A 23,678-nucleotide genomic window follows, 5' to 3' on the forward strand; every position below is an offset into this window, starting at 1 on the left:
GCCCCGCCCCGGCCCCTCCACGGGGCGGTGGGCGGTGGGCGGGCCGCGACCGGTGGCACGTGAACGGTCCCGGCCCGGCCCGGGCGACCCGCCGCTGCGGCGGGGACGAGGATGGCCGCCATGAGCCACTCCCCCGTCTCCCCCGGGGCCCACGGCGACACCGAGGTGCTGCGGCTGCTCGCGGCCCGCCTGGCGGCCGGGCGCGGTCCCGGCCGGCACGACGACGGGCACCGGCTGGCCCTGGTCGTCGGCGGCGGCGGCATGCGCGGCGCCTACGCGGGCGGCATGGTGCACGCGCTGGCCGATCTCGGCGCCGCCGGCCTGTTCGACGAGGTGTGGGGCAGCTCGGCCGGTGCGTTCGTCGGGACCGCGCTGGTGCTCGGCCACGGCGCCGACGCCGCCCGGATCTTCGGCGACGACATGGCGTGCCGGGAGTTCATCGACCCGCGCCGGTTCGGCACCCGGCGGCCGATGGTGTCGCTGGACCACCTGCTCGACCACATCCTGGTGGAGTCCCGGCCCACCGACTGGTCGTCGCTGGTGACCAGCCCGGTGCCGTTGCGGGTGCTGGTCACCCGGGCCGGCGACCTGACCCCGCACGTGCTCACCGACCTGCCCGACGGCGCCGGCTGGAAGGCCGCGATGCGGGCCACCGCGACGATCCCGCTGCTCGCCGGGCCGCCCGTCCGGATCGGCGACGACGAGTGGATCGACGGCTCGGTCGGCGATCCGCTGCCGGTGGCCAGGGCGCTGCGCGGCGGCGCCACCCACGTGCTCGCCCTGATGACCCGCACCGCCGACGAGCTGACCGCACCACCCGCCGACGCCCGCGTCCCGCTGTGGGCCCGGTCGCTGGACCGGCTCGCCCCCGGGCTCGGCCGGATGGCGCAGGACTCCGCCCGGCACGGCGAGTGCCTGTCGCTGCTGACCGACGCGGCACATCCGGACCGGCGCGGCGCGCACCTGCTGACGCTGACCCCGCACCGCTCGACCGGGGTCCGCGGGCTGACCACCGACCGGGCGAAGGTCACCGCCGCCGCCCGGGTCGGCTACCGGACGGTGAGCGAGGTGCTGGCGCCCCCGATCGCGGCCTGAGCACGGCCGGACCGATGACTTCCGGCGGTCCGGCCGGTCTCCCCCGTTGGTGCCGACGGCGGAAGGGGCTGGGCCATGCCGGGTTCGCCGTCGTTCCGCACCCGGACCGTGCGGCTGCCGCCGGGTGGCTCCCGCCCGCACCACGAGGACGAGTGGCGGGGCGCCCTGGTCGTGGTGGACGCCGGGGTGATCGAGCTGCGCTGCGCGGCGGGCGGCAGCAGGCGGTTCGGCGCCGGATCGGTGCTCTGGTTCACCGGCCTGGACCTGGTGCTGGTGTGCAATCCCGGCGAGCAGGACGCGGTGTTCCGCGGGATCACCCGCGCGACCGGCTGAGCCGGGGCCGCCCCGGCCGGATCCCGCTCAGCCGGCCGCGTCGAGCGGCCGCAGCCAGATCCCGTTGCGGGTGGCGATCAGCCCGAGCTCGCCGGGATCGGCGACGCAGGCGCCGCGCGGGCGGTGGGTGTCCCACAGCTCCGCGTCGTCGAACACGGCACCGCAGCCGCCGAAACGGCCGCAGCAGTGGGCCCGGTCCGCCCCGACCCACTCCCGGTCACAACACGTCATCCGCAGCACCTGCACCCGGCGGAGGCTACGCGGGACCACCGACGGTCCCGGGCCCGCCGGGGACGTGTCGATCACCGGTCGGCCGCGAGGAGCTCGTACCAGACGCCGTCGGAGACGATCCCGCCGTCGAGGCCGCACACGCCGTCCGCGCGGAACGCCGCGGCCTGCCGGAAACCGGCCCGCTCGGCCACCCGCCGGCTCGCGCCGTTCCCGGCGGCGGTGCCCAGCGCCAGCCGGTTCCGGCCGAGCCCGCCGTCGGCGACCGGGGTGAAGGCGTGCCGGGTGACCCGCCGCAGCGCCGCCGCGACGTGGCCGCGGCCGCGGGCGTCCGGATGGGCGCGGTAGCCGATCTCGCCGCCGGCCGGGGCGTAGGGCCGGTCCATCCCGGACACGGTGATCGTGCCGAGGTAGCGGTCGTCGTCACGGTCGGCGATCACCCAGGTCACCGCCGCGCCGAGGGACCGGGCCAGCTCGGTGTCGTGCAGCAGCCACCGGTGGGCGTCGGCCTCGTGCGAGCGGGTGCCGTCCCACCAGCGGCTCTCCGGGTCGTTGCAGGTCGCCAGGTGCCGGTCCACATCGGATCCCGACGGCGGGCGCAGCCGGATCCGGCCGCACCCCAGGACCGGGACCGGCCACCAGGTGGTGCGCGGCTCCCGGGACGCCGGCGGGACCGCCGGGTCCGGCAGCAGCACGGCCGTCCAGGCGTCGACCAGCCCGCCGGGGCCGGGCAGCGCGCGGGTGCGGACGCCGTCGAAGGCGAACCCGCAGGCGTGCGCCACCCGCCAGGACGCGACGTGCCCGGCCCGGCACGCCCAGTGCAGCACCTCGAACCCGGCCCCGGTGAACCCCCAGCCGGCGGCCGTCCGGCCCGGCCGCCTCGATCGCCCAGCCGGAGCCGTCGCCGGTCGCCCAGTTCGCCGCGACCAGCTCCGCCCGGGCCCGGGCGTCGGCGGTGCCGAGGTGCGCCCCGAGCGTGGTGCGGCGCCGGACCTCGGGGTCCCGGTAGATCGCGGCGATCTCGGCCACATCGGACTCGACGAAGCCGCGCAGGGTCACCACGCCGTCGGTGAGCACCGGCGGGACGGTCTGCGGAACTGCCATCCGCCGTGGATACCGGCCGCCGACCTGAGCGGGCAACCGGGTTCTCCTACGATCGGCCGGGGCCCCGCAGCCACGCGGGCCCGAGGGGGGAGGTGGCGATGGCCGCGCTCGCGGAGCGTCTGATCGACCGGCGACTGGGCTTCACCGGCCCGCCAGTGCCCTACGTACGGGAGCGGGACCTGCGCGTCCCGCTGTCCGACGGGGTCGTGCTGCTCGCCGACCACTTCCGCCGTCCCGGCCCGGTCGAGCCGCGCCCGACGGTACTGGTGCGCACTCCCTACGGCCGCGACGGCCTCGGCTCGCTGATGGGTTCGCTGCTGGCCCGCCGCGGGTTCCAGGTGCTGGTGCAGAGCACCCGCGGCACCTTCGGCTCCGGCGGCCAGTTCCGGCCGTTCCTGCACGAGAGCGCGGACGGGCTGGACACACTGGACTGGGTCCGCGCGCAGCCGTGGTGCGACGGCCGGGTGTCGATGGTCGGCCCCAGCTACGTCGGGCACACCCAGTGGGCGGTCGCCCCCTACGCCGATCCGGGCCTGTGCTCGATGAACGCCGACATCACGGCGTCCGAGTTCACCAGCACGTTCTACCCGGGCGGTGCCCCCGGGCTGCTGAACCTGGCCGGCTGGGTGAACCAGATCGGCCGCCAGGAGCGGATCGGCGCCGTCACCGGCGTCCTGGCGACGCCGGTGTTCAGCAGGCGCAAGCGCCGCGCCGTCCGCTCGCTGCCGCTGCAGGCCGCCGACGTCGCACTCACCGGCGCCCCGGTGATGTTCTGGCGGGACTTCGTCGAGCACGCCGAGCGGCCGCGCGAGTTCTGGGCACCGGCCGAGCACGACGGCTTCGACGCCGCCGCGATGCCCCCGGTCTGCATGGTCACCGGCTGGTGGGACCTGTTCGTCGACCGGCAGCTGGTCGACTTCACCGCGCTGCAGCGGGGTGGCGCGACCGCCCGGATCACGATCGGCCCGTGGAACCACGGCGACGCCGGGTCGGTGTCGACGATCGCGCACGAGTCGGTGCACTGGCTCGGCGTGCACCTGCACGGCGGGCCGCACGACGGCCGGGCCCCGGTGCGTGCCTACGTCCAGCACGCCGACCGGTGGACCGACCTGCCGTGCTGGCCGCCGCCGGACGCCCAGCCCAGCGAGTGGTACCTGGCGCCGGGCGGGCGCCTGCTGCCCGAGTCGCCGTCGGCCGGGGCGGCGGCCGACTCGTTCGTCTACGACCCGGCGGACCCGACGCCGACGGTCGGCGGGCCGATGCTGCAGCCCCCGTCCAAGCAGCACGACAACCGCGACGTCGAGGCCCGCGACGACGTGCTCGTCTACACCGGACCGCCGCAGGAGACCGATCTCGACCTGCTCGGCCAGGTGTCGGCGGTGGTGTACGTGCGGACCGCGGCCGAGGGCACCGACTCGGCCGAGGGCGACGTGTTCGTGCGGGTCTGCGACGTCGCCCCGGACGGGACGTCGCTGAACGTCACCGACGCGATGCACCGGCTCGTCCCCGGCCGGGAGGCGACGGCGCCGGACGGCACCACGGTCGTCCGGCTGGCGCTGAGCCCGACCGGGTACCGGGTGCGGGCCGGGCACCGGATCCGGGTGCAGATCGCCGGGGCCGCGTTCCCGCGGTTCGCCCGCAACCACGGCACCGGCGAGCGGATGGCGACCGCGGTGACCGGCCGCCGGATCCGCTACGAGGTGCTGCACGGCCCGGACCACCCGTCGCACGTGGTGCTCCCGCACCATCCCTGATCCCCGCTAGGTTCCGGGCATGGTCCTGCGGGTGGTCGCCGCCGAGGACAGCTACCTCATCCGGGAGGGGCTGGCCGCGCTGCTGCACGCCGATCCCGATCTCGACCTGGTGGCCCGCGTCCCGACGCTGCCCGAGCTGCAACGGGCGGTCGCCGAGCACCGGCCGGACGTGGTGGTGACCGACGTCCGGATGCCGCCGGGGCTGCGCGACGAGGGCATCCGGGCGGCCGAGGAGCTCGCCGCCGGGCACCCGTCGACCGGGGTGGTCGTGCTCTCCCAGTACGTGGAGCCGGACTGGGCGCTGCGGCTGTTCACCCCGGGCGCCGCCGGGCGGGCGTACCTGCTGAAGGAACGGATCGGTGACCTGGACACGCTGCGGCACGCGATCGGCACGGTCGCCGCGGGCGGCACCGTGCTGGACCCGCAGGTGGTGGAGGCGTTGGTTGCGGCCCGGTCCGGGCGGGCCGCGTCGCCGCTGGCCGGGCTGACCGGGCGGGAACGGGAGGTGCTGGGGCTGGTCGCGGAGGGACTGTCGAACGGCGCGGTCGCCGACCGGCTGCGGCTCGGCGACCGCGCCGTGGAGAAGCACATCACCAGCGTGTTCACCAAGCTCGGCCTCGATCCCGACGACGACGCCGTGCACCGCCGGGTGCGGGCCGTGCTGGTCTACCTCTCCGCGACCTCCGGCTGATCGGGCAGGGTGCCCTCGACCCGGGTGCCCGCGCCGGCGCCGCCGTCGATCCGGACCCGGCCGCCGAGCGCGGCGACCCGGTCGGCGATGTTGGTCAGCCCGGTCCCCGGGCCGGCCGGGCCGGGGCCGAACCCGCCGCCGTCGTCGGTGACGGTGAAGGCGGGCCCGTCCGGCAAGCCGGTCAGCTCGATCCCGATCCGCGACGGCGACCCGTGCCGCACCGCGTTGTGCACGGCCTCCAGGCAGCTGAAGTAGACCGCCGTCTCCACCGCCCGGGCCCGGCGGCCGAAGCCGGTGCCGCCGACGGTGACCGGCACCGGCAGGGTCCGGGTCGCGGCGCGCAGCGCGGCGGCGACGCCGAGCTCGTCGAGCAGCGGCGGGTGCAGGCCGCGGGCGAGATCACGCAGGCTGCGCACCACCGCGTCGACCTCCGATCCCAGCTCGGCCAGCCGCGGATCGCCGGTCCCGGCGTGCAGCGCACCGATCCGCATCCGCAGTGCGACCAGCCGGGCCTGCGCGCCGTCGTGCAGGTCGCGCTCGATCCCGCGGCGGGCCGCGTCGTGCGCCTCCACCAGGCGCCGGCGCGACTCGGCGAGCTCGGTGAGCCGTTCCTGCAGCTCGTCGGCCAGCCGCGCGGTGCGCACCACCGGGCCGAGTGCGCGGGCGACGTCGTCGAGCAGCGACGGGGCGTCGCGCACCAGGTCGGCGCGGGCGACGGCGAGCAGCCGCAGCTCGCCCAGCAGCTCGTGACCGGCCTCGATCGGCACCCGCAGCTCGGCGGGCCGGGCCGGTGCGGTGCCCGATCCGGCGACCCGCGCGCCGTCCAGCCACACCTCCGCGCGGGCGGCCCCGGTGCTGCGCACCAGCAGGTTCGCGACGTCGTGCAGCACCTCCGGCAGGCTCGCCGTCCCGGACGCCCGGGCCGCCAGCCGGGACATCACGCCGAGCCGGTCGGTGTCGCGCCGGTACAGCAGCCGGTCGGTCACCCGGCGGGTGTACCGGCGGACCGGCTCGACCAGCAGGGCGACCAGCGCCGCCCCGGCCAGCACCGGCAGCGCCCCGTCCGGCGCGGCGCCGCCGAGCCGGACGAGCAGCCCGCCGCCCCCGACCACGACGGCCAGGTAGACCACCGCGACCAGCGCGGACAGCGCCACCGCGACGGCGGTGCGGCCGAGCACCGGCTCCATCTCGTGCAGCCGGTAGCGGGCCGCGGCCACCCCGTAGCAGACGACCAGCAGGTTGATCAGCACCAGCATCGCCGGGATCCACAGTGCCCGCCACGGATGGGTCAGGACCCCCACCAGCGCGAACAGCACCAGCACGACGCCGATCACCCGGTACGGGCCGCGCTGCACCGGATCCGCCCGCCGCCACCGCCCGGCCAGCCCGGCCAGCGCCGCGGCGGCACCGACCAGCACCGCGGCGCCGCCGAGCGCCAGGAGCAGGCCGATCCCGGCGGGCCGGTCCGCCACCGCCCAGGTCGCGGTGGGCCAGGCGTCCCAGGCGGACGCGGCGACCAGCAGCCCGGCACCGAGCGTCCCGGCCACCGCGGCCACCCGGCCGGTCCGGCCGGCGAGCCTGCCGTCCGGGAACAGCGCCGGCAGCGCGACCGCGGTGAGCACCGCGGCGGGCACCCAGAACCAGTTCATCGCGTTCAGCGGCACGGTGGCGGACAGCGGCAGGGTCACCGCCAGGATGCCGTCGGTCAGGGCCACGGTCAGCGGCTCGCTCAGCCCGGCCCGGACCAGCGCGGCGTCCGCGACCGCGGCGAGCACCGTGTGCACCGCGTGGATCCACCCGATCGTCATCAGCACCACGCCGGAGCCGTGCCCGGGGCGCCTGCTCAGCACGAACCGGCCGGTCCAGAGCAGCACGACCGCGGACGGGCCGTTGTGCCAGAAGAACAGTCCGTAGAGCACCTCGGCGCCACGGCCCCGGGCCAGCAGCGTGGCGAGGGCGACGAGCACCACGACCGTCCCGGTGACCGCGAGCACGGTCGGCAGCCGCCGGTGCGGGGTCATCGGCCGAGTATCGCCACGCCCGGCCGCGCGCGGACAGGGGGTGGACCGGCCGGCCGCGGTGCGGCCGTCCGCACCCCTGCCGGTCGGGCCGCACGCTGGGCCGGCGTCCCGGACAGGTCGAGTGTGGACGGCGGTCCCGGGGCGGGTGCCCCGGGAGGGAGGAGACCCGTCGTGACCGACACGACCACGCACACCGTCCCGACGACGGCGGACCGGATCGCCGGCACGGCCGCCGTGCTGGGCCCGCTGCTGCTGGTGGCCAGCAGCCTGCTGTTCCTGTTCGTGGAGAACGGCATCAACGACGGCGTGCTCGGCGGCACCGTCGGGATGTGGTCCTGCTTCGCGCTGGCGGTCGCGGTGCCCGGCGTGCTGCGCGCGCTGGAGCCGGTGGCACCGCGGGCCGCCCCCCGGGTGGCACTGGTCGCCACGATCGGGTTCGTCGCCGGGGCGGCGTTCAACATCCAGGCGATGTACGGCGCGGCGACCGGGATCGTCCTGCTGGACCGGGTCGGCGACGGCGTGCCGCTACTCGCGCTGCTGGCGTTCCTGCCCTGGGGCTGGTTCGCCCCGCTCGGCCTGGCGCTCACCGGATGGCTGCTGCTGCGGGCCGGCGCCCGGCTGCCGGGTGGGCTGCTCGTCGCCGCCGGGATCCTGTTCGTGATCGGGCGCCCGGGCACGATCGGCCCGCTCGTGCTCGCCTCGGACGTGGCGCTGATCGCGGCACTGCTGCCGCTCGGGGCCGGACTCGCGACCGGCCGGCCCCCGATCCGGCGACCGTAATTCGTGGTCGCTTCCGACCGGGTGACCGCAGAAATGCCGAATTCCCCGCTCCGGTTCGCAGGAGCGGGGAATTCGGACGACCGGCCGGGCCACCCCGGTTCCGCGGGAGACGGCCCGCGGAATCGGCGTGGACGGTTCGGACCTCAGGCGCAGATCAGTCCTGGATGTTGGTCTGCGAGGTCGAGCCCGGGGAGCACTCGGAGATGCTCGGCGCGTCGGCACCGTTGGTGGCCTGGCCACCGAGGATGCCCAGGACGCTGGCGGCGATGTCGGCGCTGTTCAGCGAGCAGGACAGCACGTTGGCGTTGTTCAGGGCGTTCACGTCGCCGACGTTGACCAGGCCGCGCTGCGCGGAGTTGCGGTTCTGGTCGATGTTGTTCACCTGGTCGGCGTTGACGACGGTCTTGTCGCCGTGCTTGTGGCCGTGGTCCCAACCACCGTCGCCGGCGAACGCCAGCGGCGAGACGGCGAGCAGCCCAGCGGTGACGCCGGCGGTGACGATTCCAGCCTTCTTCAGCACAGTTAGTTCTCCGTTGTGTACGGGGTCCGTTTCGGACCGGCGTGTTCGGCGTGGGTTCGGGAGCCCCGCCGATGCACAGAACGCTATCCGGTCGACCCTCGTTCCAACGAATTCCTTACCACTATCGGACGACAGGCATTACTTTCCGCGAGGATACTGCTCTCTTCCGGCAGCCCGCCGCTCGCGGTTCCGTCGCTTCCGGCGGCATTCCGCGACGGACCGTCACCGGCCGGGACCCGAACGGACGCGTACCCTTTTCCCGGAACACGCACCGTGATCGGGGCCCGGCACGACCGGGTCGCCGGGTCACCCCGTCGCGTCGACACCGGGCCCTGCCGGCGCCGCTGCGGGACGCAACAGATCGTCACATCGGCGTATCCCGCACGACCGGGGGTCACACCTACGATCCGCTCACCTCGAGGAGCGGAGACGTGTCCATGACCGGGTCGACCGAGAACTACCTGGAACGACGGCGTCTGCGCACCGGTGCCGCCGGCTGGGTCCTGCTGGCCGGGCTGGGCGTCAGCTACGTCATCTCCGGCGACTACTCGGGCTGGAACTTCGGCCTGGCCGAGGGCGGGTTCGGCGGCCTGCTGATCGCCGGGATCGTGATCGCCGCCATGTACCTGGCGATGGTGCTGGGCATGGCGGAGCTGTCGTCGGCGCTGCCCGCGGCCGGCGGCGGCTACACGTTCGCCCGCCGCGCGCTGGGCCCGTGGGGCGGCTTCGCCACCGGGACGGCGATCCTCATCGAGTACGCCATCGCGCCGGCCGCGATCGCCACCTTCATCGGCGCCTACGTCGAGTCGCTGGGCCTGTTCGGCATCACCGACGGCTGGTGGGTCTACCTGGCCGCGTACCTGATCTTCGTGGGCATCCACATCGCGGGCGTCGGCGAGGCGCTCAAGGCGATGTTCGTGATCACCGCGATCGCGCTCGCCGGGCTGGTGGTGTTCGCGGTCGCCGCGATCCCGCTGTTCGACCCGGCGAACCTGGTGGACATCGCCCCCACCGACGCCGCGGGCGCCTCGCCGTTCCTGCCGCACGGCTGGCTGGGCATCTGGGCCGCGGTGCCGTTCGCGATCTGGTTCTTCCTGGCCGTGGAGGGCGTCCCGCTGGCCGCCGAGGAGGCCCGCGACCCGGCCCGGAACGTGCCGCGCGGGATCGTCGCGGCGATGCTGGTGCTGCTGGTGACCGGTGCCGCGGTGCTGGTCCTGGCGACCGGCGCGATCGGCGCCGAGGCGCTGTCGGCGTCGGGCAACCCGCTGGTCGAGGCGCTCGGCGGCTCCACGGCGGGCGTCGTCGTCAACTACGTCGGCCTCGCCGGGCTGGTCGCCAGCTTCTTCTCGATCATCTACGCCTACTCCCGGCAGACCTTCGCGCTGTCCCGCGCCGGGTACCTGCCGCGGGTCCTGTCGGTGACCAACTCGCGGCGGGCCCCGGTGCTCGCGCTGGTGGTGCCCGGCGCGGTCGGGTTCTGCCTGTCGCTGACCGGGCAGGGCGAGGTGCTGCTGAACATGGCGGTGTTCGGGGCCGCGCTGTCGTACGTGCTGATGATGGTCAGCCACATCGTGCTGCGCCGCCGCGAGCCGGGCATGCCGCGGCCGTACCGGACCCCGGGCGGCACCGTCACCACCGGGTTCGCGCTGGTCATCGCGGTGCTGGCGGTGATCGCGACGTTCCTGGTCGATCCGGTCGCGGCCGGCGCGACCCTGGGCGCCTTCGCCCTGTTCATGCTGTACTTCGGCCTCTACTCGCGGCACCACCTGGTGGCGGCCGCACCGGACGAGGAGTTCGCGGCGCTGGCGAAGGCGGAGGAAGAACTGACATGACGCGGCGCAGGGCCACGCTCGGCGGACACACCTACGAGTTCGGGGACCTGGCGGCCCTGCTCGCCGCGGCGACACCGGAACGGTCCGGGGACGTGCTCGCCGGCGTCGCGGCGTCGTCGGAGCAGGAGCGGGTCGCCGCCCAGGGCGTCCTCGCCGACCTGCCGCTGTCGACCTTCCTGACCGAGCACGTCGTCCCCTACGAGGACGACGACGTCACCCGGCTGATCGTCGACACCCACTCGGCGGAGGCGTTCGCGCCGGTCTCGTCGATGACCGTCGGCGGGTTCCGGGAGCACCTGCTCGCGCCGTCGACCGACATCACGCCGCTGGCGCCGGGCCTGACCCCGGAGATGGTCGCGGCCACCGCGAAGCTGATGCGGCTGCAGGACCTGATCGCGGTCGGCCGCCGCACCCCGGTGGTGACCGCGTTCCGGTCCACCGTCGGCCGCCCGGGGACGATGGCGACCCGGCTGCAGCCCAACCACCCCACCGACGACCCGGCCGGGGTGACCGCCTCCATCGTCGACGGCCTGCTGCTCGGCTGCGGCGACGCGGTGATCGGGATCAACCCGGCCACCGACTCGCCGCAGCGCACCACCGAGCTGCTGCACCTGATCGACGACGTCCGCAGCCGCTACGCGATCCCGACCCAGTCCTGCGTGCTCGCGCACGTCACGACGTCGATCGAGATCATGGAGCGCGGCGCCCCGGTGGACCTGGTGTTCCAGTCGATCGCCGGGACGCAGGCCGCCAACGAGGGGTTCGGCGTCACCCTGGACCTGCTGACGGAGGCGCACCAGGCGGCGCTGTCGCTGAACCGCGGCGCCGTCGGCACGAACTGCATGTACTTCGAGACCGGCCAGGGCAGCGCGCTGTCCGCGGACGCCCATCACGGCGTCGACCAGCAGACCCTGGAGACCCGCGCCTACGCGGTCGCGCGGGCGTTCGATCCGCTGCTGGTGAACACCGTCGTCGGGTTCATCGGGCCGGAGTACCTGCGGGACGGCAAGCAGATCACCCGGGCCGGGCTGGAGGACCACGTCTGCGGGAAGCTGCTGGGCGTCCCGATGGGCGTCGACGTCTGCTACACCAACCACGCCGAGGCCGACGCCGACGACACCGACGCGCTGCTCACCCTGCTCGGCGCCGCCGGCTGCTCGTTCGTGATCTGCGTGCCCGGCGGCGACGACGTGATGCTGCACTACCAGTCGCTGTCGTTCCACGACGCGCTCTACGCCCGCCAGGTGCTCGGGCTGCGCCCGGCGCCGGAGTTCGAGGAATGGCTGACCACGATGGACATGCTCGCCCCGGACGGCCGGGTGCGGGAGCTGCCCGGCTCGGCCATCCGCACGTTGACCGCGGGCGTCCGGTGACCGGCACCGATCCGCTGGACGTGCTGCGCGCCTCCACCCGGGCCCGGGTCGCGCTCGGCCGGGCCGGGGACGCGCTGCCCACCGCCCGGTTGCTGGAGCTGCGGGCCGCGCACGCCGCCGCCCGGGACGCGGTGCACTCGCCGCTGGACGTGGACGCGCTGGTCGGCGCCGTCGCCGCGCTCGGGGTGGACACGCTGCGCGCGGCGGGCGCCCCGCGGGACCGCGCCGAGTACCTGACCCGGCCCGATCTCGGCCGGCTGCTCGCCGCGGGCACCGAGCTGCCGGCCGGTGAGCACGACGTCGTGCTGGTCGTCGCCGACGGGCTCTCGCCGCGTGCGGTGCAGGAGCACGCGCCCGGGATGCTCGCCGAGATCCTAAACCGGCTGGACGGCTGGCGGGTCGCGCCGGTGGTCGTCGCCACCCAGGCCCGGGTGGCGCTGGGCGACGAGATCGCGGCCGCGGTCGGCGCGCGCAGCACGGTGGTGCTGATCGGCGAGCGGCCCGGGATGAGCTCGGTCGACTCGCTCGGCGTCTACTTCACCTACGACGCCCGGCGCGGCCGGCGGGACTCCGAACGCAACTGCCTGTCGAACATCCGGCCGCCGCACGGCACCGGGTACGCGGCCGCGGCGACGACGCTGGCGATGCTGATGAGCGAGGCGAAGCGGCTGAAGCTGTCCGGGGTCGGGCTGAAGGCGGACCCGGCGCTACCGGCCGGCTGACGGACCGGGACCGGCGGGCGCGACCGGCTGCCGCAGGATGGTCCGCAGCTTCTCCGGGGCGACCCGCCGCGGGTCGCTCAGGTAGATCTCGTGGTGCCGGCCGGTCATCGTCAGGCCGTGGCCGGGGATGAACTCCTCGTGCATCCGGCGCAGCAGCCCGGCCTCGTCGTCGTAGGAGCCGATGTGCAGGGCCTGCACGCAGCGGCCCTCGGACAGCGTCGCGAACCGGACGTCGCCGAGCCGGGCGGGAGCCGAGCGGACGCGGACCTTGTCGACCGCCGCCGCGAACAGGTCGTCGCCGATCCAGTCCGGGACCAGGATCATCAGGGTCCAGCTCCACCGGCTCTTGTCCCGGGCCGAGGTGAACGACGCCATGTCGTCGGCCCACCAGAGCGCCTCCAGCGGCATCACCACGTGATCGCGCCCCAGCTGCGCCCGGCCGGCGAACTTCAGCGCGTACGCGAGCGGGTAGAGCGTGCCGACCGCCTCGGCGTACACATCGGTGTTCGGGTCGCCGTGCCCGTCGATCATCAGGTACCGCAGGTCGGGGACGTCGATCAGGCGCGGGGTGTCGCGCTCGGCGGTGTAGCAGGGCAGCTCCCGCTTCAGGTCGACCTTCGCGGCCACGACACCCGCCTCCCCCGATGCGGCCCGGCAGTGCCCGGCAGTGCCCGGCATCGTGCCAGGATCCACGCCGGAGCGAGTACGGATTTCCGGGGGGAGCGCCGATGCCCGCAGCACCGGGGACCGGTGGGCGGCTGCCCGCCGTGGTCCGCGCGCTCGACGTGGTCGAGCGGCTCGGCAACCGGTTGCCGCACCCGTTCTGGCTGTTCTGGGTGCTGTCGGCGCTGCTCGGGGTGCTGAGCCTGGGACTGGCGGCGGCCGGGGCCGGGGCCGTCGATCCGGGCGGCGACGGCTGGGTGCCGGTCCGGAACCTGCTCAGCGGCGACGGCCTGGCGCTCGCGGTGAGCGCGGCGCTCGACTCCTACCGCAGCTTCCCGCCGCTGGTCACGATCATGGTGGTGATCATGGGGGTGGCGCTGGCCGAGCGGACCGGGCTGCTCGCGGCGGCGCTGCGCGCGTCGATCGCGAACGTGCCGGCGTCGCTGGTCGTGTTCGTGCTGGCCTTCCTGGGGACGGTGTCGACGGTGGCGTCGGCGGCCGCCTACGTCATCCTCGTCCCGCTCGGCGGGATCGCGTTCCGGGCGGTCGGGCGCTCGCCGATCCTGGGCGTGGTCGTCGCCTACACCGCCATCGCGTCCGGCTACGACGCCAACCCGGTCCCGGCGCCCAACGACGTGGTCTTCGCCGGCATCACCACCGCGGCGGCGCGGATCGTCGATCCCGGCGCCGTCCTGACCCCGCTGGGCAACTGGTACTTCAACATCGCCTCGGCGCTGCTGCTCGCCGGGGTGATCACGCTGGTCACCGAGCTGTTGCTGACCCGGCGCGACGGGCTCGAACCGGACCGGGGCACCGGCGGCGACGACCCGGGCCTGGCACTGTCCGCCGCCGAGCGGTCCGGCCTGCGCCGGGCGTTCCTCGCGGTGCTCACCCTGCTGACCGTCACGCTGCTGCTGACCGCGCCGGCCGGGGCGCCGCTGCGCGGGGACGGCGGGCCCGCCGGGTCACCGTTGCTGGCCGGGGTGGCGTTCCTGATCGCCCTCGTGTTCGGGATCGGCGGCATCGCGTACGGCGTCCGGACCGGCGCGATCCGGACCTTCGACGACGTGCCCGCGATCATGGCGAAGGGCATCGTCACGGTGGCCCCGGTGCTGGTGTTCTTCTTCGCGATCTCCCAGTTCCTGGCCTACTTCAGCTGGACGAACGTCGGCACGCTGATCTCGGTGGGCACCTCGGACCTGCTGCGCGGGATCGGCGCGCCGACCTGGCTGGTGCTGCTGACCGTGCTCGCGTTCCTGCTGGTGCTGAACGTGGTGATCACCAGCGGGGCGGCGATGTGGGCGATCACCGCACCGGTCGTCGTCCCGATGCTGATGCTGCTCGACGTGCCGCCGGAGACCGCCCAGGCGGTGTTCCGGATCGCCGACTCCGGGTCCACCTCGATCAGCCCGATGAGCCCGTACTTCCTGCTGGCGCTGGGTTTCCTGCAGCGCTACCGGGCCGACGCCGGGATCGGCACGCTGGTGTCGTTCACGCTGCCGCTGGCCTTCGCCATGACGACGGCGTGGACCGCGCTGTTCTTCGTGTGGTGGGGCCTGGGGATCCCGCTGGGTCCCGGCGCCCCGGTGCGGTGAACCGGCGGATACTCGGCCGGTGGCACGGATCGGGCCGGGTGACGTCGCGCTGTCCATGGACGAGCTGCGGGTGGTCGCCCGCTACGCCCTGGGGAGCGCCGAGGAGGTGCTCCCGCTGTTCGAGGACGCCGAGCCCGGCGATCCGCGCCCGCGCGCCGCCGTCGAGGCGGCCCGGGTCTTCGTCGGCGGCGCCGAGCGGTCCCGGCTGCAGCGGGTCACCGCGCTGGACGCGCACCGCGCCGCGAAGGACGCCGGCCCCGGGCCCGCCCGGCACGCCGCGCACGCCGCGGGGGACGCGACCGCCGCCGCCTACCTGCACCCGATCGCCCGGGCGACCCAGGTCGGGCACATCCTGCGGGCGGCCGCGCACGCCGCCCGGGCGGTGGAGCTCGCCGCGGGCGACGATCCGGCGGTGGGTGACCGGCAGGTCGAGCGGGCCCGGCGGCGGGCGCCCGCGGCGCTCGTCGACGTGCTGCGGCGCTACCCGCCCGCCCCGGCCGGGCGGAGCCGGGTCGCGCGGCTGATGACGGTGCTGGACGACGGATTGCGAGCCGGCTGAGACCCGCGGCGCGTGCCTCCCGCCGGCTCGCTGGAGGTCCTGCAGGCGTTCATCTCCGAATTCACCGCACACAAGACCGGGATCAGGTTCTACAACCGCGGCATCCCCGACGGCTACGGCTGGGACAGCTTCTTCGGCCTCGGCCCGACCCCGCAGCTGGAGGAGGCGTCGCGGCTGTTCCGCTACGACGCGATCTTCGTGCTCGACCCGCTGGACACCTTCGAAGATCCCGACGACATCGTCTGGGCCAAGGACCGCGAGATCCGCCGAGTCCACGAGCTGATCGTGCAGGGCTACTACGACGCCGGCTACGAACCGGTATTCGTCGCCCCCGACGCGGCCGCCGGCCGGCTCGACTTCATCTGCGCCAACCTCCGCCTGCCCAAACCCAGCCGGGAGCGACGATGACCGCCACCACACGGGTCAGCAGCGACGCGTCCACGGCCGCCACGTCCTCGGGGGCCGCGCCGGCCTTGCTGACCTCACCGAACAGCGTGCTGGCCAACGCGCTGCTGCGCTCGATCGACGTGCTGCGCCCGCGGATCCACGCTGCTCGCCCCGAGCGGATCGAGTTCGTCGTCGGCACCCAGATCAACGGCGCCCCGCACCTGGGCACCAACCTGGTCCAGACCGCAGCGTTCCTGCTGGCCAAGATCGCCCGCCGCGAGTTCTCCATCGACACCCGCGTCCGGTTCGGCGCCCTGGACAACGCCCCGCACGAGGTCGTGCTCGACCCGAGACCCACACCGCCTACCAGCAGACCTACTACCACGCGCTGGGCGCCGACGGGATCACCGCGCTGATCCAGCGCTACTACCGGGCGTTCTTCGACTCGCTGTCCGAAGCCACCGGCACCGACTACCTCGTCGAGACCTACACCACGCAACAGGCCGGCCCCGGGTTCCGCGCGGAGTTCCTGCGCAGCCTGGAACGGCTCGAGGAGATCCGCTGGTGGATGGCGCCCTCCCACGGCGTCGTCCACATCCGACTGCCCTGCCCCGACTGCGGCTGGGCCGAGAAACGCGGTGACCGCACCCGGCTGGTCTCCCTCGACGAGGACGGCGCCACCTTCACCGCGGTCTGCCTCGACCACGGTCGCTACGCCGTCCACGTCGATCCCGCCGCCCCGGACCCCTACCTCGACCTGGCCACGCTCTATCGGAACCTGGTCAAAGGACGCGCGCTGGGCCGCGACACCACCACGCTGCACGTGATGATGGAAGGCGTCGACGCGCTGCTCTGGCTCGTCGGAGAACTGCTCGCCGACCCCAAGCACTTCTTCCGCTCCTTCACCGTCAAGGAACTCGGCCGCCTCATGACCGCCCGCCCCGCAGACCTCGCCGACCGCCCCCGCGCCCACGACATGGGCATCTACAAGCGCTACTACGACCTCATCGCCGCCGGCACCAAGACCACCGAGATCCGCGTCAACGACTCCAGCCGCGCCAAGCTCACCGTCGGCAGCCTCATCCGGTTCCGCTGCCGCGACGACGAAGTCCTCACCCGCGTCACCCGCCTGAACCGCTACCCCGACTTCGACACCATGTTCGACCACGAATCCCCGACCAGCGTCAACCCCACCGCCACCCGCGAAGAGCAGCTCGCGAACATCCGACAGATCTACCCACCCGAGCGCGAAGCTCTCGGTGTCGTCGCGATCGGCATCGAACTCGTCGACCCGCCTGCCTCTCGGCCCAGCTTCGGAACCGTCTGACATCTCTTACGCCACGCGCATGCACGCGACGTGAAACCGCAGATCAGAGGCATTGCGGACGCGGCGACGATCGGAAAACCCGAGGCCAACACGTGTGGCCGGTACGGATGGATCGAGCACGAGACCGGGCTCCCGATCGCCGACGCCCTGGCGCAGGAGTTGGCCCATGGACCGGAGAGAAGTCCCATCGGATGATCGACCGGGAACAGCGAGCGGCCCGGCTGGTCGAGGTCCTGACCGACGGCGGGACGCTGACCGATCGACACTGGGCCGACGTCCTGCAGGCCGTCCCGCGGCACGCGTTCGTCCCACGGTTCTACGAGCAGAGCCCGGATCAGAGCGGGTGGGAGATCGTCTCCGAGCAGACCGCTCCTGAGCGGTGGGCGGAAGCGATCTACTCGGATCGCAGCCTGGCCACCGAGTTGCTGTCGACGCCGGACGTCCTCGACGGCTACCCGATCCCGATCTCGTCGTCGACGATGCCGTCACTCATGGCACGGATGCTGGAACTGCTCGACCTCGGCGACGGGCATCGTGTGCTGGAGACCGGTACCGGCACCGGCTACAACGCCGCCCTGCTCTCGCAGCGGGTCGGCGCGCAGCAGGTGACGACCGTCGAGCCGCATCCGGGGGGCGCTGCAGCGGCCCGGGACCGGCTGGCCGACCCCGAGCACGTGTCGGGGAGGTTCGTCGGTCACCCGGGCCACTTCATGTGGATGCGCCCCGATCCCCGGCATTCCGCGCTCGAACCGGACACACGGCAACGGACACCGGCCCGCGGCGGGCAGAGCACCGTCCGCAGGGTTACTTTCGGTGCGGACGATCTGGGTCGGCCCGGCCTGCGGACCCTGCTGGGGATCGACATGCCCGACGTGGAGATCCCGGCCGCCGGGGCCCGGTCCCTGCACGCTGGTGACGGCTCGTGGGCGACGCTGGACGCCTCGGATGCCACCGTCACCCAGGGCGGGCCCCGCCGGTTGTGGGACCGCGTCGAGACACTGGCCGGCATCTGGCAGCAGCTCGGCTCACCCGACACCGACCGGTACGGGGTCACGGTCTCGGCCGAGGGGCAGCACGAGTACTGGATCGACACCCCCTCGACGGCCCTGCCCGACGCCTTCCAGCCACGAACGAAGCGACGCCACAGCCCGGAAGTGGGATCGCTCCGGTGAGGTGACGCATCCGGCCTATGAGACCTCCGTGCGGGAGTCCGCCCCGGGCCCTCGGTTGTCGGTGTCGCAGGCCGGATGCGCCGCCGGTCAGTTCGTGCCGTCCGGACCAGTGCGAGGTCGGGAACCGATCCCCATAGCGGTCGGCCCACTTCTTGGCGGTGTGCGGGGAGACGATGACCATCGTGGCGGCCGCGGCGTAGGTCGGGCCGTGATCGACGACTAGCCGGTCGAGCCGTCGACGCGCACGCGGGGTCAAGGAGGCATCAGCGCGTGGCGCCAGCCCAGTCGTGACCAGTCTGGACGACAACGGCGAGTCGCCCCGTCAGCCACGGAGCTCGGCGAAGTCCTCGTCGAGCTCGGCGAGCGCGGCGGCGACGTGCTCGCGGCGCTGGGTGATCCACTCGTCCTGCGCGGTCAGCCGCTCCCGCGCCTCGCCGATCATCCGCTCCACCTCGGCAGGCTGCGACCCGCCGGACGTCGTCCGGTTGTTCACGATCGCGACCGGATCGAGCGCCGCCCGGAACTCGGCCTCGGTCAGCGGGAGCTCCGGCGGGTTGTCCGTCCCGGCGACCGCCTCGGCGTAGATGCGCTGGGCGTCGACGTAGGGGAACTCCAGCGGGCCGATGTTCTTGGACCGCGCGAAGGTGACGATCTCCGACGCGACGTGGTGCCCCTCGCGGAACGGCAGCCCGTGGTCGCGCATGAGGATGTCGGCGATCTCCTGGGACGCCGTCCAGTCGCTGTTGATCTCTTCGACGGCCCGCTCGGGGTTGACGACGAGTGCCTTCAGGACCTCGTCGAGACCGGCGAGTGCCGCGATGCCGGCGTCGACCACCTCGGTGTTGTTGTCTACCTCCTTCGGGTCGGGCATGCCGGGCGTGATGTTGTGGGTCTGGAAGACCGGCCCCTGGGCGAGCGCGACGGCCTGCGAGGCGTCGCTGCGGGTGTCGTTCAGCAGGCCGGGATTGCGCTTCTGCGGCATCGCCGAGGAGACGAACGTGTTCCCCTCGCCCTCCTCGAGCAGGATCCACGGCCGGGTCTGCGCGTACTGGGTGAGGACGTCCTCGACGAAGTTCCCGCTGTGCAGCGCCACCGCGGTGACGATCGAGCCGACCTCCACCGGGTGTTCCATCGACGAGATCTGCGAGGCGTCGTAGGCGTTGTCGACGAGCGCGCCGAACCCGAGATAGTCGGCCATCCGCTGCCGGTCCAGCGGCCAGCCGGTGCCGTTGAGGACCGTCGTCCCCATCGCGGAGCGGTCGACGCGGGCGTAGGCCTCGCGGATCCGCTGGGCGTCCCGGTCGAAACCGGCGGCGTGACCGAGTAGCTGGTGCGCGTAGCTGTTCGGCTGGGCGGCGACACCGTTGGTGTAGTTCGGCACGATCGTCGCGGTGTGGTTCGCGGCGAGCTCCACCAGCGTCCGGGACGTCGTGTTCAGCTGCTCGGCGAGCTCGAGCAGCTTCTCCCGCAGGATCGCCGCGCGGTAGGTCGCGTGCATGTCCTGACTGGACCGGCCGGCGTGCAGCAGCGTCACGTCGGTGGACCCGGCCTCGATGAGCAGCGGCTCGAAGGCGACGACGGACGACGGGCGCTCGGCACCCGGCGCGGCGCCGTCGTCGATCACCTTCTGCAGGGCGGCGGCGATGCCCGGCACCATCGCCGGGTCCAGCAGCCCCTCCTCGCTGTTGACGACCGTGGTCGCCTTGTTGATCTCGGCGAGCCAGAAGAACTCGTCCCGGACCGGCTCGTCCTGTTCCTGCTGGGCGACCAGCCCGACGGGGCGGTGATCGTGGTCCGGCGCGGAGGCGGCAGCGGTGGAGAACAGAATCAGGCTCGCTGCCGCGGGTACGACGAACGATCGCGTTCGGACCCATGCGGAACTGGTGGACATCCTCGTCACTGAAGATCCCTCTCGTCGTGTCGGCGGAGACGGGGCCGATTACCGGCGCCGGGCGCGATCGGCGGAGGGGGAGGTCCGGCACGCGTTCCGCGGAACGCGATACGCCGGTCCCGTCGGTCCAGTGCCCATGATTCGTTCCCCCCGAGTCACGACCCGCTCTGGGAGAATCCCGGTGGCCGGTGGTTCGCTCCATCGGACGGCGGAATTCTTGGGACTCGCTTGGGATTGGGGCGTGCATGGCCTGTTCGCACGTCGTCACCGGTGCCGGGCGCGGGATCGGGCGCGCCGTCGCCGAGAAGCTGCTCGCCGGCGGTGACGCCGTCGTCGTGCTGGAACGCGACCCGGCTGCGCTCGGGTGGGTCGGCAGCCATCCCGCCGGATCCCGGATCGCCGCCGTCACCGGGGCCGCCGACGATCCGGCCGTCGCCGGGCGCGCCGCCGATCTCGCCCAGGACATGGGGCCGCTGGCGGGCTGGGTGAACAACGCCGCCGTCTTCCGCGACGCCGCGCTGCACAGCGCACCCGCGGCCGAGATCGTCGCGCTGATCACCGCGAACCTCGCCCCGGCCGTCGTCGGCACGGCCGTCGCGGTGCGTCGCTTCCGCGCCCAGGGCACGCCCGGCTCGATCGTGAACGTGTCCAGCCACCAGGCCGGACGCGCCGTCCGCGGCGCGCTCCCGTACGCGACCGCCAAGGCGGCGGTCGAGGGCCTGACCCGGGCCGCCGCGGTGGACCACGGCCCGGACGGCATCCGGGTCAACGCGGTCGCGCTGGGCTCGGTCACCACCGATCGCTACCAGGCGTTCCTCGACGACCAGGGCGCCGAGGCCGCGGCCAGGACCAGGCGGGAGATGGCCGAGATCCACCCGCTGGGCCGGGTCGGGCGGCCGGAGGAGGTGGCGGCCACGATCGCGTACCTGCTGTCCGACGCGGCCGGTTTCGTCACCGGGGTGGTGCTGCCGGTGGACGGCGGCCGGGCCGCGCGCGGCCAGGATCCCGAGTCGCGGTGACGGCCCGGCGCCGATGAGTCCGGCGCGGTGGCCCGGTCCGCCCTGACGTGAGCACGTCGGACCGGCGGGATCAGGACCGATCGCCGAGGAGGCCGTGCCGATGTCGCGCTCGATGCGGCGGGCCGGGTCACGGCTGCACCGCGTCGGCGGGGGTCACGCCCCCCGGGGGGCGGCGTTAGCATCGTCGGATGCCGGCCTCCTCCAGCCTCGACAGTCAGCGGCGGACATGCCGGAGCTGAGGCTGCTGCACACCGGTGACGCCGAGGCGGTCCTGGCGTTCGAGCTCGCGAACCGCGGCTACTTCGCCGCCACGGTCCCCGACCGCGGTGACGACTACTTCGCCCGGTTCAGCACCCGGTACGCCGCCTTGCTCGCGGAGCAGGACGCCGGGATCTGCGCCTTCTACCTGCTCGTCGCCGATGACGGCTCGGTCGTCGGCAGGTTCAACCTGTACGACCTCCGGAACGGCGCAGCGGACCTGGGCTACCGGGTCGCGCGGAACGTGGCCGGCCGCGGTGTGGCGACGTCGGCCACGCGGGAGCTGTGCCGGCTCGCGGCGAACCACCACCGGCTGCGGCTGCTGAGGGCGGCCACCTCCAGCGCGAACATCGCGTCCCGGAGGGTGCTGGTCAAGGCCGGGTTCGTCCCGGTGGGCCCGGCCGACCCGTCCGTCCTCGACGGCGAGCCGGGCACCTGGTTCGAGCGCGAGCTGATCCCGGACCGGTAGCGGAACACGGTCGTCGGCCACGCCCGGAACGGGCAGGGTGGGCCGGATGCAGCGTGCCGACATCGACGCCTCCCTGGCCGCCCGCCTGGTCGCGGAGCAGTTCCCGCGGTGGGCGCAGCTGCCGGTGACCGAGGTGGCCGAGAGCGGCTGGGACAACCGCACGTTCCGGCTGGGCACCGAGCTGAGCGTCCGCCTCCCCAGCGCCGAGGCGTACGCGGCTGCGGTGGGCACCGATCCTCGGTTCGCCGGGGATCTCGCCCGGTTCCTCGTGGCGTTGCAGCGCATCGACGCCGCCGACGGGCCGGCCGCCGGGCCGCAGAGCTTCCACCGCGGATCCGACCTCGCCGTCTACGACGAGCAGACCCGCCACTCGATCGATCTGCTCGGCGACCGGATCCCGGCCGACGCGGTCGCCGTGTGGGAGGCCGCCCGCGGATCGCGGTGGGCCGGGGAGCCGGTCTGGTTCCACGGGGACGTCGCGGCCGGGAACCTGCTCACCGACGCCGGACGGCTCTCGGCGGTGATCGACGAGCACCGCGGTCGCCCACGCGGCTAGCCCGGACCGCGGGGGCCGGCGGCGGGACAGGACAGCACCCGCCCGGCTGGCTACGCTCACGAATTTCGTCGGGATCGCTGTCGTCGGGGGCGGGAGGCAGGCGATGACGGAGCCGGCACCTCCGGTGTCACGGGTCGAGCTCAGGACCACGGACCCGGATCTGGCGCACGAGGCGCTGCGGGAGACCTATGCCGACTTCACCGTCGACGTGTTCGGGAACGCCGAGGACTTCGCTTTCCGGCAGACCGGCATGGTGGCTCCGGGCGTCGCGTTCGCCGAGCTCCGCTACAGCATGGGGGTCCGGTCCACTGTCGAGGCGAACCCGGACCTGTTCATGGTGGCCACCCGCCGGAGCGGGCCGATCGACTTCGTGTCCGGCCGCGACGTGGTGCGTCCGGAGATCGGGCAGCCGGTCCTGACCACCCTGCAGGACGCCGACTGGTCCTGCGTGATGGAGGACCTGACGATCGAGACCGTCGCGGTGGATCCGGTGGTCCTCGCCCGTGCCGCCGCCGCGGTGTTCGAGATCGGGCCGGACGAGCTGTCGTTCACCTCGATGACGCCGGTCTCGAGCTCGGCGGCCCGCTACTGGCACGCCGTGACGACGCACGTCCGGCAGGACGTGCTGTCACACGCCGAGATCGCCGGTTCGCCGCTGGTCCTGGCCGAGGCGCTCCGGTCGGTGGCGACGGCCGCGCTGGTGACGTTCCCGAACACCGGGCTGACCCGGTGGGACCGGAGCGGGTCCCCGGGCCGGGTGGAACCGGCCGCGCTGCGACGCGCGCTGGCCCATGTCGACGAGCACGCCGGCGAGGACATCGGCGTCGAGGAGATCGCCGCTGCGGCCCGGGTCAGTGTGCGGGGCCTGCAGCTGCTGTTCCGCCGCCACCGGGACAGCACCCCGATGGAGCACCTGCGGCTGGTGCGGCTGGACCGTGCACACGTCGATCTGCAGGCCGCCGACCCGACCCGCGGTGACACGGTCGCGGCGATCGCGGCCCGCTGGGGGTTCACCCATCCCGGGCGCTTCGCCGTGCAGTACCGGCAGGTCTACGGCCGCACCCCCGGGGAGACCCTGCGCCGGTGACGGGCGGCCATCGGCGACGACGCCCCCGATACCCGCCACCGGGCTGATCACCTCCGCCGAACGGGCCACGGCACGTACCCCGGAACAGCGGCTCTCCTGCGTTTCGTGCGCAGACCCTTCGTTTCGCGGCCGATCTGTGGCCCACCTGACGTGACACAGGTCCGGTGCCGCGCCGGTTCTCCGTCACACGCCGGAACTCGACGGTCGCCCGCCTGGCGAGACGCTTCGACAGTGAGGCCTCG

Annotated in this window: 24 protein-coding genes and 1 pseudogene; 18 read left to right on the forward strand and 7 right to left on the reverse strand. The window is 74.0% G+C overall.

What is annotated here, in order from left to right; genetic code table 11:
- The first annotated feature begins 120 nt into the window (after window positions 1–120).
- Entirely contained in the window at window positions 121–1,095 is a 975-nt protein-coding gene (locus ACVJO7_RS06345) for a patatin-like phospholipase family protein (RefSeq protein WP_344027949.1), read from the forward strand.
- Between the two features lie 75 nt (window positions 1,096–1,170).
- On the forward strand, window positions 1,171–1,428 hold the full coding sequence (locus tag ACVJO7_RS06350) for a hypothetical protein (protein WP_344027945.1): 258 nt from the start codon (window positions 1,171–1,173) through the stop codon (window positions 1,426–1,428).
- Window positions 1,429–1,455: 27 nt separating this feature from the next.
- Here ACVJO7_RS06350 and ACVJO7_RS06355 read toward each other — a convergent pair whose 3' ends face one another.
- Window positions 1,456–1,659: an FDXHR family putative zinc-binding protein gene (locus ACVJO7_RS06355; protein ID WP_344027942.1), complete on the reverse strand. Its 204-nt coding sequence runs from the start codon at window positions 1,657–1,659 to the stop codon at window positions 1,456–1,458.
- A 71-nt stretch (window positions 1,660–1,730) separates the two neighbouring features.
- On the reverse strand, window positions 1,731–2,483 hold the full coding sequence (locus ACVJO7_RS06360; RefSeq protein ID WP_491672085.1) for a GNAT family N-acetyltransferase: 753 nt from the start codon (window positions 2,481–2,483) through the stop codon (window positions 1,731–1,733).
- A gap of 375 nt (window positions 2,484–2,858) precedes the next feature.
- Here ACVJO7_RS06360 and ACVJO7_RS06365 point away from each other — a divergent pair, with 375 nt between their 5' ends.
- Both ACVJO7_RS06365 and ACVJO7_RS06370 read left to right on the forward strand, forming a co-directional pair.
- On the forward strand, window positions 2,859–4,514 hold the full coding sequence (locus tag ACVJO7_RS06365) for a CocE/NonD family hydrolase (protein ID WP_344027936.1): 1,656 nt from the start codon (window positions 2,859–2,861) through the stop codon (window positions 4,512–4,514).
- Window positions 4,515–4,533: 19 nt separating this feature from the next.
- The gene (locus ACVJO7_RS06370) at window positions 4,534–5,205 is read left to right on the forward strand and encodes a response regulator transcription factor (protein ID WP_344027934.1); all 672 of its coding nucleotides are present in this window, start codon (window positions 4,534–4,536) and stop codon (window positions 5,203–5,205) included.
- Here ACVJO7_RS06370 and ACVJO7_RS06375 read toward each other — a convergent pair.
- The gene (locus tag ACVJO7_RS06375) at window positions 5,181–7,226 is read right to left on the reverse strand and encodes an ATP-binding protein (RefSeq protein ID WP_491672086.1); all 2,046 of its coding nucleotides are present in this window, start codon (window positions 7,224–7,226) and stop codon (window positions 5,181–5,183) included. The genes ACVJO7_RS06370 and ACVJO7_RS06375 overlap by 25 nt on opposite strands.
- 171 nt (window positions 7,227–7,397) lie before the next feature.
- Here ACVJO7_RS06375 and ACVJO7_RS06380 point away from each other — a divergent pair, with 171 nt between their 5' ends.
- Window positions 7,398–8,006: a hypothetical protein gene (locus ACVJO7_RS06380; protein ID WP_491672087.1), complete on the forward strand. Its 609-nt coding sequence runs from the start codon at window positions 7,398–7,400 to the stop codon at window positions 8,004–8,006.
- Between the two features lie 154 nt (window positions 8,007–8,160).
- Here ACVJO7_RS06380 and ACVJO7_RS06385 read toward each other — a convergent pair whose 3' ends face one another.
- Complete coding sequence (locus tag ACVJO7_RS06385; RefSeq protein WP_344027926.1) at window positions 8,161–8,526, reverse strand: hypothetical protein; 366 nt, start codon at window positions 8,524–8,526, stop codon at window positions 8,161–8,163.
- Between the two features lie 437 nt (window positions 8,527–8,963).
- On the opposite strand from ACVJO7_RS06385, the gene eat reads away from it, so the two are divergent.
- Genes eat through eutC form a run of 3 tightly spaced genes read left to right on the forward strand, consistent with a single transcriptional unit; the run spans window position 8,964 to window position 12,453 of the window.
- The gene (gene eat, locus ACVJO7_RS06390; RefSeq protein WP_491672088.1) at window positions 8,964–10,358 is read left to right on the forward strand and encodes an ethanolamine permease; all 1,395 of its coding nucleotides are present in this window, start codon (window positions 8,964–8,966) and stop codon (window positions 10,356–10,358) included.
- Window positions 10,355–11,731, forward strand: coding sequence for an ethanolamine ammonia-lyase subunit EutB (locus tag ACVJO7_RS06395; protein WP_491672089.1), 1,377 nt, complete (start codon window positions 10,355–10,357; stop codon window positions 11,729–11,731). The genes eat and ACVJO7_RS06395 overlap by 4 nt, the downstream gene beginning before the upstream one ends.
- Window positions 11,728–12,453 (forward strand): ethanolamine ammonia-lyase subunit EutC, encoded by a 726-nt coding sequence (gene eutC, locus ACVJO7_RS06400; RefSeq protein WP_491672090.1) that lies wholly within the window; start codon window positions 11,728–11,730, stop codon window positions 12,451–12,453. The genes ACVJO7_RS06395 and eutC overlap by 4 nt, the downstream gene beginning before the upstream one ends.
- On the opposite strand, the gene ACVJO7_RS06405 is transcribed toward eutC, so the two are convergent.
- Window positions 12,439–13,131: a GyrI-like domain-containing protein gene (locus ACVJO7_RS06405; RefSeq protein ID WP_491672091.1), complete on the reverse strand. Its 693-nt coding sequence runs from the start codon at window positions 13,129–13,131 to the stop codon at window positions 12,439–12,441. The two genes, eutC and ACVJO7_RS06405, sit on opposite strands and share 15 nt — an antisense overlap.
- Window positions 13,132–13,181: 50 nt before the next feature.
- Here ACVJO7_RS06405 and ACVJO7_RS06410 point away from each other — a divergent pair, with 50 nt between their 5' ends.
- The 6 genes from ACVJO7_RS06410 (at window position 13,182) to ACVJO7_RS06435 (ending at window position 18,156) form a co-directional block, all read left to right on the forward strand.
- Window positions 13,182–14,711 (forward strand): AbgT family transporter, encoded by a 1,530-nt coding sequence (locus tag ACVJO7_RS06410; RefSeq protein ID WP_491672092.1) that lies wholly within the window; start codon window positions 13,182–13,184, stop codon window positions 14,709–14,711.
- Window positions 14,712–14,730: 19 nt separating this feature from the next.
- Window positions 14,731–15,270, forward strand: a complete 540-nt coding sequence (locus ACVJO7_RS06415; RefSeq protein WP_491672093.1) for a putative immunity protein — start codon at window positions 14,731–14,733, stop codon at window positions 15,268–15,270.
- A gap of 12 nt (window positions 15,271–15,282) precedes the next feature.
- Entirely contained in the window at window positions 15,283–15,678 is a 396-nt protein-coding gene (locus ACVJO7_RS06420) for an AAA family ATPase (RefSeq protein ID WP_491672094.1), read from the forward strand.
- The gene (locus ACVJO7_RS06425) at window positions 15,675–16,073 is read left to right on the forward strand and encodes a hypothetical protein (RefSeq protein WP_491672095.1); all 399 of its coding nucleotides are present in this window, start codon (window positions 15,675–15,677) and stop codon (window positions 16,071–16,073) included. Before ACVJO7_RS06420 ends, ACVJO7_RS06425 begins: the two co-directional genes overlap by 4 nt.
- A gap of 152 nt (window positions 16,074–16,225) precedes the next feature.
- On the forward strand, window positions 16,226–16,984 hold the full coding sequence (locus ACVJO7_RS06430; protein ID WP_491672096.1) for an ASCH domain-containing protein: 759 nt from the start codon (window positions 16,226–16,228) through the stop codon (window positions 16,982–16,984).
- A 191-nt stretch (window positions 16,985–17,175) separates the two neighbouring features.
- Window positions 17,176–18,156 carry a methyltransferase domain-containing protein gene (locus ACVJO7_RS06435; RefSeq protein ID WP_491672097.1) on the forward strand — a complete coding sequence of 327 codons (981 nt, stop codon included), beginning with the start codon at window positions 17,176–17,178 and terminating at the stop codon, window positions 18,154–18,156.
- Between the two features lie 133 nt (window positions 18,157–18,289).
- Here the strand turns inward: ACVJO7_RS06435 and ACVJO7_RS06440 are convergent.
- Together ACVJO7_RS06440 and ACVJO7_RS06445 are read right to left on the reverse strand one after the other, a co-directional pair.
- Window positions 18,290–18,436, reverse strand: a pseudogene (locus ACVJO7_RS06440) (IS481 family transposase); the annotation flags it as partial.
- 42 nt (window positions 18,437–18,478) lie between these two features.
- Entirely contained in the window at window positions 18,479–20,047 is a 1,569-nt protein-coding gene (locus ACVJO7_RS06445; RefSeq protein ID WP_491672098.1) for a lyase family protein, read from the reverse strand.
- Window positions 20,048–20,292: 245 nt separating this feature from the next.
- Here ACVJO7_RS06445 and ACVJO7_RS06450 point away from each other — a divergent pair, with 245 nt between their 5' ends.
- The 4 genes from ACVJO7_RS06450 to ACVJO7_RS06465 all read left to right on the forward strand — a co-directional run bounded on the left by ACVJO7_RS06450 (window position 20,293) and on the right by ACVJO7_RS06465 (window position 23,436).
- The gene (locus ACVJO7_RS06450) at window positions 20,293–21,066 is read left to right on the forward strand and encodes an SDR family NAD(P)-dependent oxidoreductase (RefSeq protein WP_491672099.1); all 774 of its coding nucleotides are present in this window, start codon (window positions 20,293–20,295) and stop codon (window positions 21,064–21,066) included.
- 226 nt (window positions 21,067–21,292) lie between these two features.
- Window positions 21,293–21,793 carry a GNAT family N-acetyltransferase gene (locus ACVJO7_RS06455; protein WP_491672100.1) on the forward strand — a complete coding sequence of 167 codons (501 nt, stop codon included), beginning with the start codon at window positions 21,293–21,295 and terminating at the stop codon, window positions 21,791–21,793.
- A gap of 46 nt (window positions 21,794–21,839) precedes the next feature.
- Window positions 21,840–22,349, forward strand: a complete 510-nt coding sequence (locus ACVJO7_RS06460; protein ID WP_491672101.1) for a phosphotransferase — start codon at window positions 21,840–21,842, stop codon at window positions 22,347–22,349.
- A gap of 124 nt (window positions 22,350–22,473) precedes the next feature.
- On the forward strand, window positions 22,474–23,436 hold the full coding sequence (locus tag ACVJO7_RS06465) for a helix-turn-helix domain-containing protein (RefSeq protein ID WP_491672102.1): 963 nt from the start codon (window positions 22,474–22,476) through the stop codon (window positions 23,434–23,436).
- Window positions 23,437–23,678: the final 242 nt, after the last annotated feature.

This window comes from Pseudonocardia sp. DxW, from assembly GCF_058448985.1.